The sequence below is a fragment of the Mycobacterium sp. genome (assembly GCF_035274705.1).
GTDB lineage: Bacteria > Actinomycetota > Actinomycetes > Mycobacteriales > Mycobacteriaceae > Mycobacterium.
In genome coordinates this window covers 1-10,063 of the sequence record NZ_DATENY010000010.1, presented here as the reverse complement: position 1 = coordinate 10,063, position 10,063 = coordinate 1, and the positions used below count along the sequence as shown (strand labels likewise).

Annotated in this window: 10 protein-coding genes and 2 pseudogenes; 4 read left to right on the top strand and 8 right to left on the bottom strand. The window is 64.4% G+C overall.

Annotated features, from left to right (window positions below; translation table 11 throughout):
- Nucleotides 1–207 (bottom strand): annotated as a pseudogene (locus tag VJV41_RS02285) (short chain dehydrogenase); the annotation flags it as partial.
- Nucleotides 204–1,340: a CoA transferase gene (locus VJV41_RS02280; protein WP_325330672.1), complete on the bottom strand. Its 1,137-nt coding sequence runs from the start codon at nt 1,338–1,340 to the stop codon at nt 204–206. The gene VJV41_RS02280 and the pseudogene VJV41_RS02285, both read right to left, overlap by 4 nt.
- Before the next feature lie 82 nt (nt 1,341–1,422).
- On the opposite strand from VJV41_RS02280, the gene VJV41_RS02275 reads away from it, so the two are divergent.
- From VJV41_RS02275 to VJV41_RS02265, 3 genes are all read left to right on the top strand, one after another.
- Nucleotides 1,423–2,592 carry an acyl-CoA dehydrogenase family protein gene (locus VJV41_RS02275; RefSeq protein ID WP_325330671.1) on the top strand — a complete coding sequence of 390 codons (1,170 nt, stop codon included), beginning with the start codon at nt 1,423–1,425 and terminating at the stop codon, nt 2,590–2,592.
- Between the two features lie 25 nt (nt 2,593–2,617).
- Nucleotides 2,618–3,277: a GntR family transcriptional regulator gene (locus VJV41_RS02270; RefSeq protein WP_325330669.1), complete on the top strand. Its 660-nt coding sequence runs from the start codon at nt 2,618–2,620 to the stop codon at nt 3,275–3,277.
- Nucleotides 3,278–3,407: 130 nt separating this feature from the next.
- Entirely contained in the window at nt 3,408–3,947 is a 540-nt protein-coding gene (locus VJV41_RS02265; RefSeq protein ID WP_325330667.1) for a carboxymuconolactone decarboxylase family protein, read from the top strand.
- 14 nt (nt 3,948–3,961) lie between these two features.
- Here the strand turns inward: VJV41_RS02265 and VJV41_RS02260 are convergent, their stop codons facing one another.
- The 6 genes from VJV41_RS02260 to VJV41_RS02235 form a co-directional block, all read right to left on the bottom strand.
- The gene (locus tag VJV41_RS02260) at nt 3,962–4,936 is read right to left on the bottom strand and encodes a quinone oxidoreductase (protein ID WP_325330665.1); all 975 of its coding nucleotides are present in this window, start codon (nt 4,934–4,936) and stop codon (nt 3,962–3,964) included.
- Nucleotides 4,937–4,965: 29 nt separating this feature from the next.
- Nucleotides 4,966–5,517 carry a quercetin 2,3-dioxygenase gene (locus tag VJV41_RS02255; RefSeq protein WP_325330663.1) on the bottom strand — a complete coding sequence of 184 codons (552 nt, stop codon included), beginning with the start codon at nt 5,515–5,517 and terminating at the stop codon, nt 4,966–4,968.
- 119 nt (nt 5,518–5,636) lie between these two features.
- Nucleotides 5,637–6,221, bottom strand: coding sequence for a carboxymuconolactone decarboxylase family protein (locus VJV41_RS02250; protein WP_325330661.1), 585 nt, complete (start codon nt 6,219–6,221; stop codon nt 5,637–5,639).
- A 6-nt stretch (nt 6,222–6,227) separates the two neighbouring features.
- Nucleotides 6,228–7,112 (bottom strand): fumarylacetoacetate hydrolase family protein, encoded by an 885-nt coding sequence (locus tag VJV41_RS02245; RefSeq protein WP_325330659.1) that lies wholly within the window; start codon nt 7,110–7,112, stop codon nt 6,228–6,230.
- Between the two features lie 58 nt (nt 7,113–7,170).
- Nucleotides 7,171–8,025: a polysaccharide deacetylase family protein gene (locus VJV41_RS02240; RefSeq protein WP_325330657.1), complete on the bottom strand. Its 855-nt coding sequence runs from the start codon at nt 8,023–8,025 to the stop codon at nt 7,171–7,173.
- Nucleotides 8,026–8,418: 393 nt separating this feature from the next.
- Nucleotides 8,419–9,210, bottom strand: coding sequence for an IclR family transcriptional regulator (locus VJV41_RS02235; protein WP_325330655.1), 792 nt, complete (start codon nt 9,208–9,210; stop codon nt 8,419–8,421).
- A gap of 616 nt (nt 9,211–9,826) precedes the next feature.
- On the opposite strand from VJV41_RS02235, the pseudogene VJV41_RS02230 reads away from it, so the two are divergent.
- Nucleotides 9,827–10,063 (top strand): annotated as a pseudogene (locus tag VJV41_RS02230) (acetyl-CoA C-acyltransferase); the annotation flags it as partial.

Genomic DNA, 10,063 nt, shown 5'->3' with positions numbered 1-10,063 from the left:
GATTGGCAGGGCGTTTCCACCTGCGGCTTCGATTTCGGCGGCGGCGGTGTGCACGGTGCCCGGGATGCGGGGATCGGGGGTGTCGGTTTTGGCGATGAACGCGATGTTCGCGCCGTCGCGTGCGGCGCGCATCGCGATGGCCAGTCCGATGCCGCGGCTGCCGCCCGACATGAGCAACGTCCGCCCGGAAAGCGATTGGTTGGTCATGAGTTGCATTGTGGCGAAGGAATTTTGGGGAAATCTGGCGGCGCGCTGCGGTAGACCGGAGGTGTCGCGGACAGGTTGATCGGGTTTCGACAGAGCGATACCGAGCCGCCGTCATCGCGGGGGAGCGTAACGATGGGGTCGAGGCCGAGGTTGTCGGCGAGTTCGAAGGCGCCGGCGATGTCGTTGACGACCCCGGCCGGTACGCGGGCCTCGGACAATACCTTGGTCCAGTCGCCAGCCGTCTTCGCCGCGAGCAGACGCTCGAGTTCGGCGCGCAATTCCTTCCGGTGCTGCACACGGGCGGGGTTGGTCGCGTACGACGCGTCACTGGCGAGCCAGGGGGCACCGAGCACTTCGCACAGGGCGGCGAATTGGCGGTCGTTCCCGACGGCGACAACCAGGTTCCCTTCTGCGCAGGCGACCAGCTCGTAGGGAGCGATGCTGGGGTGTTGGTTGCCCATTCGCGTGGGGACAACGCCCGCCGACGTGTAGGCGCTGGCCTGGTTGGCCAGGCCGGCGAGCAGACAGGACAGCAGGTTGATGTCGACGCGCTGACCCTCGCCGGTCGCCGTTCGGTGCTGCAGCGCGGCCAGGATGCCGACCGTGGCGAACAGCCCGGCCAGCACATCGACGAGCGCCACACCCACCTTCTGCGGCTCGCCCTCGGGAGAGCCGGTGATGCTCATGAGGCCGCCGAGCGCTTGAATCAACAGGTCGTAGCCGGGCAGGTCGGCGCCAGGACCCCGGCCGAAACCGGTGACCGAGCAGTAGATCAGCCCAGCGTTGTCGTGTTTGAGCTGGTCGTAGTCGAGGCCGAACTTCGCCATCAAGCCGGGCCGGAAGTTCTCGACCACGATGTCGGCGGAGACAGCCAGTCGTCGCGCCTCGGCGCGATCGCGCTGATCGGTGAGGTCGAGGACAATCGTGTCCTTGTTGCGGTTGACCGCCTGGAAATAGGTGGCCTGCCCGCGGGCGTCGTAGGGCGGTCCCCAGCTGCGCGTGTCATCACCGGTGAGTGGGCGTTCCACCTTGGTCACGGTGGCACCCAGGTCGGCCAACTGCATCGTTGCGAACGGACCGGCCAGAATCCGGGAGAAGTCGAGAACACGGAGGTTGTCGAGCGCCGCCACCATATGCCATGATTCCAATCATCGATTTTCGAAAATCGAAGATCACGCTAGAACACCGGTACCCCTAGGTCAAGGAGACCCAGCCATGACTGTCGCTGTGGCCCCGCAAGATTTCCTCCTCGTGGACAGTGTCCTTTCCGACGAGGAGCGCGACATTCGCGACACCGTTCGCGCCTTCGTCCGTGAACGCGTGTTGCCGTACGTCGGGGATTGGTTCGAGGAGGGGCGAGTGCCCCGTGAACTCGTTGGTGAGCTGGGCAAGCTGGGTGTGTTGGGAATGCATCTCGACGGCTACGGTTGCGCGGGAACGAGTGCGACCGCCTATGGACTGGCCTGCCTCGAGCTGGAGGCAGGTGACAGTGGCATCCGCAGCATGGTGTCGGTGCAGGGGTCGCTGGCAATGTTCGCCATCCACCGCTGGGGGTCAGAGGACCAGAAGCAGGAGTGGCTGCCGCGTCTGGCCGCCGGCGAAGCGGTGGGGTGTTTCGGGCTCACCGAACCGGATGCCGGCTCCGATCCGGGCGCGATGCGCACGTACGCGCGTCGCGACGGCGAAGACTGGGTGCTGCGCGGTCAGAAGATGTGGATCACCAACGGGTCCGTGGCCGACGTGGCCGTCGTATGGGCGCGCACCGAAGAGGGCATCCGCGGGTTCCTGGTGCCCAAGGGCACCAAGGGTTTCTCCGCCCAGGACATTCACAAGAAGCTCTCACTGCGGGCGTCGATCACCTCCGAATTGATTCTCGACGAGGTTCGGCTGCCTGCCTCGGCGATGTTGCCGGAGGCGACATCGCTGCGTGGGCCGCTGTCGTGCCTCAACGAGGCCCGTTACGGAATCGTGTGGGGCTCTGTGGGTGCCGCGCGAGCGTGTCTGGAGGCTGCGATCGATTACAGCACGACGCGCGTAGCGTTCGGCAAGCCGATCGCGTCCTTCCAGATTCAACAGCAAAAGCTTGCAACGATGGCTCTCGAGGTCAACCGCGCGACGATCCTTGCACTGCACCTCGGTCGGCTCAAGGACGCAGGGAAGTTGCGACCTGAACAGGTCAGCATGGGCAAGCTGGGCAACGTCAACGCCGCACTGGACGTTGCCCGCACGGCCCGACAGGTGTTGGGAGCGAACGGAATCACACTCGAGTACCCCGTCATTCGCCACATGAACAACCTCGAGTCCGTGGTCACTTATGAAGGCACCGCCGATGTGCACTCGCTGGTCATCGGCAATGCGCTGACGGGAATCGACGCCTTTAGGTGATCAGGTCACAGATAGAGTCGGCGCGATGAACGCGCGCCACGATGGCCCGGGAACGACTACTCAGCACACGCTGGACGAGCTCCGGCGGGCCATCGTGGCTGGCCAGTACCGGCCAGGAGATCGGGTTCGTCAGGAAGACATCGCCGAGCGGTTGGGCGTCAGTCTTGCCCCGGTCCGCGAAGCGCTGCGCGCCCTCGAACAGGAAGGGCAGGTCGTCTACCGGCCCCGGCGCGGTTATTCCATCACCGAGTTGCGTGTCGAAGACCTTCAAGAGATCTACGCCCTACGGCGTCTCTTGGAAGAACGTGCGTTGCGTTCGGCGCTTCCCCACCTGGACGACGACGCCATCGAGCGAATCGCCCTGGCCGGCGGCGAGTGCGCCGAAGCCGCGCGGCGAGGCGATGTCGCCGCGGAACTAGAGGCAAACCGACGGTTCCACTTCGGCATGCTCGAGGCGCCGGATCAACCCCAAACCATGCGTCTGATCCGGCTGCTCTGGGACTCCACCGAGTGCTACCGAGCCATGTACTACAACTCACCCGAGGAACGCTCGGCGACCGTTGCCGCGCACGACGAAATTCTCGACGCAGTCCGTCGCAGAGCAACCGATGAGGTCGTCGCGGCACTGGATGAACACCGCGGGCGTGCCCTGCGGGTACTCAGCAAGATCCTTTCCACCAACTGACCTGATCGCCCTTGGTTCCATCACACGGGACGAAAAATTTGGCGGTACCCGCCCGCGGGTGATTCCGTTATGTGTGAACGCAATTGCGGCGACACGCAATCCGCGCTAGACGAAGAAGACGAGGTGAATTGTGGCCAGAGTTCCGTACTTGCGCCGCGCTGAGGCCGGCGCGGACGCACAGCTGCTTTTCGATCGGCTCGAGTCCGAGCGCAGGACGCCGACGCCGAACATTTTCTTGGCACTGACACATGCGCCCGACCAACTGGACGCCTTTTTGTCCTACGCCAACACTCTGCGTGCAGCCGAGCTGGGACCTCGATTGCGGGAGTTGCTCATCCTGACGGTCGGGCACGAGACGGGTTGTGAGTACGAAGTGGCCCATCACCAGTCTTACGCGCTCGCGTCGGGCTTGACCGCCGAGCAGGTGGCCGCTGTGCCGCAGTTCGAGACAGCCGATGTGTTTGACGATTTCGAAAAGGCGGTCATGCGGCTGGCCAAACAATTCAGCAGCGGTTCAGATGTGCCGCAACAGATGTGGGACGCTGTCGCTGACCATCTCACGACTCGTCAGATGGTGCAGCTGACTCTGACGCTGGCATGGTATGTCTCGGGAGCGCTGATGATGCGCATGCTCGACCTTGATTTGGAGGAGGGCTACTCGACGCCCTAGGCGTCGGGCGTGGGCTACGCGCTAGGGAGCACGACCACCTTGCCGATTACCGCCCCCGACTCCAGCAGGCGGTGCGCGTCTGAAATTTGTGCAAGGGGATAGGTAGCCTCGATACGCACCGTCACTTTGCCGCGGTGCATCGCATCGAACAGCTCTGTTGCCCTGTACATCAGCTCCTCGCGGGTCGCGACGAAATCTGCCAGCCGCGGGCGCACCAGGCGAACCGAGCCGGCACTGGAGATACGGAACAGGTCGATCGGCGGCACCTGGCCGCCGGCGCGGCCATACACAACCAGAAGGCCCCGCCGCCGCACGCTGGCAAGGCTCACATCGAAAGTCGGTGCGCCGACACCGTCGAAGACCACGTCGACACCCGCGCCGTCCGTTAATTCTTTGACCGCGGCCGGGACATCGGAACCGAGGACGGCCCGTTCGGCACCCGCCGAGATCGCGGCCTCGATCTTAGCGGGGCTGGAGGTCGCGGCGATCACACGCGCACCCTTGGCTGCGAGCATCTGAGTCAGCAGCCGGCCGACACCGCCCCCAGCCGCCCAGACCAGTGCGGTGTCCCCTGCGGTGATGGGCTGCAACGAGTTTGAGAGGTAATGTGCGGTGAGCCCTTGGGAGCATACGGCTGCAGCGTCCACGGCGTTGAGCCATGCCGGCACCGGAATCGCCACATCGGCCGGCACCTCCACAAACTGTGCGTGACTGCCGGGCACGGCAGCCCATACCACACTGTCCCCAATCGCTGGGGCCGAGACACCTGTGCCGACTGCCGCCACGGTGCCCGCGCCCTCCAAGCCGGTCCGCATCGGCGGTGGGTCCTGACCGGGATAGCCACTGCGGCGCTCGATCACGTCATGGAAGTTCAGCCCGGCCGCCGCGACCTGCACCACCACATGTCCCGGCTTCGGCGTCGGTACTGGAAAGTCCTGCACCGCAAGGCATTCGGGACCGCCGTGGGCGGTGATGACGGCGGCGCGCATGAGAGGTGTCTCAGGCGTTGCCATTCCGATCAGCGGTCCACGGGAGAGACCGGCAGGTCGTCGATTTCGCCAAACAGCGGGTAGTCCGGCAGCCATTTCACGTCGATGTGCCGCTCACTTTCGAGCAGCCGCTCGAGCGACGGTGGCTGGGTGGGGTCTAAGAATTCGACGATGTGCTCGAAACCGCCCGGCGCGATGATGCCGAGATGGCGGCTCTTCGGTGTCGCGAATTTCCATGCATGAATCCAATTTCGCGGGAGCATCCCGAATTCGCCGGCCTCGAGGTCGCGCACGATCTTCGTGCCGTTCTGGTCATCGAGCCACACCCGGATCTTGCCGTCGAGGACGAAGACGGCCTCGGTTGTGTTCCGGTGAAAATGAGGCATCGTCGGTCGCGTCGGGTCTCCCGAGCTCATCATCACCGAGACATCACCATGCGTGTCGTCGGCCCGGGCCAGCAGTGTGCGCAAGGTGTTATTGGCCAACGAGTGCTGTCCTTCGCCCGGCCCGAGGATGTAGGCGGATCCCTTTCCGATCTTGTCCAGCGACACGTGGCCGGGCAGTGCTAAGTGGTCAGTCATATTCGCTCCTCCATCGGGTGCGCGCGATCCGTTCGCCCTCAGCACGCCCAAGGGCGGCATTTGCCGAACATATGGTGTGTGGTTGCCCAAGCCCAAGGCGCTGGTCCCGCCCAACGGAATCAATGCGAGTCGGGAGTCCGGTTGTCGCCGTCGATCGCATCGCGCGAGTCCCGGTAGTCGTCCTCCAGCTCGATGCGCAGCGGGACCATGATCCGCGCGGATGCGTTGTACCAGGCAACCTGCAACACCAACTCAAGCACCTGCTGACTTGATGGAAGGTGTGTCGTCAAGGCATCCCACGTCGTATCGCTCACCTCCAGCGCGACCGTCGCCTCGCGGGCATATCGCATGACGGCCCGCTCCACATCACTGAACACCGGGGCCGTCTCGAACTCGTCGAGAGCATCGAGCTGCTGAGCTCGTACGCCGATGGCCAAGGCCATCCGGCGATGGTGCGCAAGCGCGTAATGCGACGGTGCTGAGTTCACGACAGTCAGGACGGCGAGCTCGCGAAGCCGCGGGTCCAGGAGCGAATCATTGCGCAGTGCAAGGGAGACGGTCCTGAACGCGTCGGCGAGAAGTGGCGCATGTGCCAGCACGCGATACACGTTCGGGACACTTCCGCGTTCCTGTTCGAGCCGACGCACGATGTTCGGCAGGTTGGCGGGAATATCCGCGCCACTGAGAAACGGCAGGCGCGCCATCGACAGCTACAGATCCCCGGCGCGTGGCGCCGTGGCGTCGTCTTCGTCGATGACATGGTTCTGAAGTTGCCCGATCCCTGAGATCTCAACCGTGACAACGTCACCGGGCGTAAGCCAACGTTGCGGGTGCCGGGATACGAACGGGCCTGCGGGCGTACCGGTGAAGATCACGTCGCCAGGAAGCAGCGGCATGAACGCTGTGATGTGCTCGATCAGCGCCGGTACATCGTGGACCATGAGCGCGGTGTCACTGTCCTGCATGGTCTCGCCGTTGACCTTCGTCGTCAGATGAAGCGCGGCCGGGTCGCCCAGCTCGTCGGAGGTCACCATCCACGGCCCCAGCGCACCGCTGCGCGCGAAGTTCTTGCCAGCGGTCGGCGTCGGCGCCTGACGCTGCCAATCGCGCACGCTTCCTTCCTGGCCGATCGTGTATCCGGCGACCACGTCGAGAGCTCGCTCGCGCGGGACCGCACGGCATCCCTTGCCGATCACGACGACTAGCTCGCCTTCGAAGTCGAGCTGCTCGGAGATTCGGGGGCGCACGATCGGCTGGAGGTGACCGACCACGCTGGGCCAGTACCGAGAGAACACGGCCGGGTGTTCACCTGCTTTCACGCCGTGCTTCTTCGCCTCCTCTGCGTGGTCGGCGTAGTTCACCCCGACGCAAAGGAGCGCCGCGGCACCGAGCGCCGGGGGCAGCCACGATACTTGCGCGATGGGCACCCGTTCCCCGGTGAGCGGTGGCAGGTCATCGGCCGCGCGGGCGAGATAGGCCGCCAGTGGGCAACCCCCTAGCGGGCCGACCCAGTCGGTCAGGTCGACCAGTTCGTCACCATCCACAACGCCGACGCGCGGACCCCGGCGATTTGCTTCGAAGAGCGCGATTCTCATGTTCTGCTCCAACCCGCGTTGGGCCGGCGAATGGCCCGCCGCCCAGCCTCGCCTCTAATCACAGACCGACGCGCTTGAGGTCTTTGTAGAACGACGGATTCCACCAATCGGGCGGGTCCAGCGATGGAGGCGGCGGAAAGTCCTCTTCGTGCTGTCGCATCCAGGCTGCGACGTCGCCGCAACTGGCGTGCCAGATTCGCTCGTCGGCCGTGATCCGCCGTACGATCTCGCCGATCGCCTCGATCCGAGCCGGGTCGGTGCTCTCGGGAGTCGGCGATTGGTAGATCGGATGGCAGACGGCGGACATGAAGCCTCCCGCCGCGACCGTCTTCTCGACTTCGGACATGAACCCTTCCACCATGTCCTCGGGCGTCAGGGCCTCTGGACCCGGCTTGTAGTGGCGGTACTTGGCGAAGTCGGCGTTGTAGAAGGTGACATCCGTCGCGGCCATCTCAACCGTGAGTACCGCGACCCCGGAGTCGAGTACCCCGGCCGGCACGCCGATCGGAGAGATATACGTCATCCCCAGCTCGGCCAACGTCTTGGCCGAGCTCGCCGCAGCGATTCCGCCGGGAGGGCGAAGCCCGATGATCTCGATGTCGTGACGGGCGAAATCATCTTGGCAGCGCTTGAGGTGGTCGAGTTCTTGGTCGGCCGTCAGATTGCACCAGATCTCATGCCGTATCCCGTGGGAGCCGATCTCGTGCCCCGCCTCCGCCACCGCACGCACCGCGTCGGGATAGACGTGGAGATTCCAGGCTTCGAAGAAAAACGTCACTTTGGTGTCGAGCACATCGAGAATCGCCGGCAGGTCTCGCAAGGCGCTGTGATGCGAACCGACGGCGCGATCCTTGGGCCACCGTCCGAATTCGATGTCCGACGCCTCACCCAAGTTGTCGAACGTAAAGCTCACTGCCGCTTGCTTTCCGTCCGGACCCCATCGGCTGGACATAACTCACTCGCTCTCTGCGTGGTCAGGTGAACAAAGAATTTGATGCCTACCAGCCAGCCATGCCGTCCGAGTACCGGCATTCACGGCGAACGTACGTGGGGCCGTCAGCGGTCCCAAAGCACCGAGTCCCACACAGCGGAATCGGATCATGCAGCAACAATGCGCCGATTGAAGGTCGATCTGAGTGGACTGATCGGCGGTCAGGTCCCGTTCAGCGGAACCGACGGCGGGGCCTGACGATAGCGCGGTGTGAACTTCCCGGCGTTACGAGACGTGCGAGCTGCCAATGGAATTCGGGATCGAGTTCAGGCGCACGTCGCCCAGAGGTAGCCGCGTACGTTCGGGCGTCGGCCTTCAGGCCAGCGCCTTTTGCAGGGCAGCGGCAGCGGCAGCGACGGCGACCGGTGCATTGCGCAGCGTTGGGCTGTTCCACGCCTCGACGACTCCGATCGCGGCTGCGCCGCCTTCGCGCAGCCGAAATCCCGCGGCCACGGATTTTATTCCGGGTAGGAACTCTCTGTCGGCGACCGCGATTCCGGTCTCGGCGACCCGTTGGAGGTGCCGACGCAACAGTCCTGGCTGAACGAGGGTGTCCCGGGTGGCTCGCGGCAGAGGACCCTTGCTGAAAAGGAGCCGGTCACGCTCTTCGGGATCGAGCTGTGCAGCGATCGCCTTGCCGACCGCCGTGCAGTGCAGTGGCAGAGCATGCCCTATCAGGCGTGGGACAGGTGCGCCCTGCGTATACAGACCGTCGACGACCAGGGCCTTACCATCGCTCAGGATCGCCAGGTTGGTCATCGCCCCAGTCTGTCGTTGGAGCTCGACCAGGTGAGGGATTGCGGCGATGCGTAATTCGCTGATTCGCGGGTTTGCCGCAGCGAGCGAGAACATCTTGCTGCCGACAGAGAAGCCATCGGGTGTGTGCTCGAGGAGCCCCAACTCGACCAGCATCCAGCACATGCGGTGGACTGTCGTTTTGGCGAGCCCGGTCGCCTTGACGAGCTCCATGATCGTCATCGCCCCGGTGCTGGAGGCGCAAGCCTCCAGGGTTAGGACTATCCGCTGGGCCACCGGCTCACGCGTTGGTCCCAGCTCTGCGAACGGACCATCTGAAATCGCTGCCCACGCCGTATCGGTGTCGGCCACGGGCGGAGGATCTTGTTCGCTCGCCATATGCTCCGTCCTCCGCCAGGCGACCGTGGCTGCTGTGTCCGTGCGCCTCCGCCAAGACGATCACAACTCTACGCCCAGCAAGCGGCGACGAAGCGTCACTGCCCGGGCATGCCGCGGTGGATGCTGGCGGGAAAGAATGGGCCGGCACTCACGGGGTAGTGAGGCGGCGGCCGATGACTTCTTTCATGATTTCTGTGGTGCCGCCGAAGATGCTTGAGGCCTTCGTCTCCCCAAGCGGCGCGCCAGAACCGCGGCACATGATCGACGGACCATTGCCGCAGCGCGGCGTAGTCGCCGTTCGCGCCCATGCCGTTCGGCCGCGTCGACTGCAAAACGCCGTAGGACGCTCGCCGTCGATATGTCGGGAGATCCCGACACGCCGTCGGTGTGTTGTGTCACAGCCTCTACTGCGCGCTGGTTAATCCTGATTAACTCAGATATGTTAGTCACGATTAACTGAAGTGTATTTGGATCGGTCCACCCAACGGAAACGTTGGCCTGGGATCTGAATGGCCGGGTGAGGTACGGTGCGAAAACCGGGGTGTGCCTTGGGCGTTGCCGGACTCCGCAAATCTCTTGGAGGTAGCAAATGACGACGTCGGTGATTGTTGCTGGGGCGCGTACTCCGGTGGGCAGGCTGATGGGTTCGTTGAAGGATTTTTCGGGTAGTGATTTGGGTGGGGTTGCGATCAAGGGGGCGTTGGAGAAGGCCGGGGTGGCGGCGTCGCTGGTGGAGTACGTGATCATGGGTCAGGTGTTGACTGCGGGTGCGGGGCAGATGCCGGCTCGGCAGGCGGCGGTGGCCGCTGGTATTGGTTGGGATGTG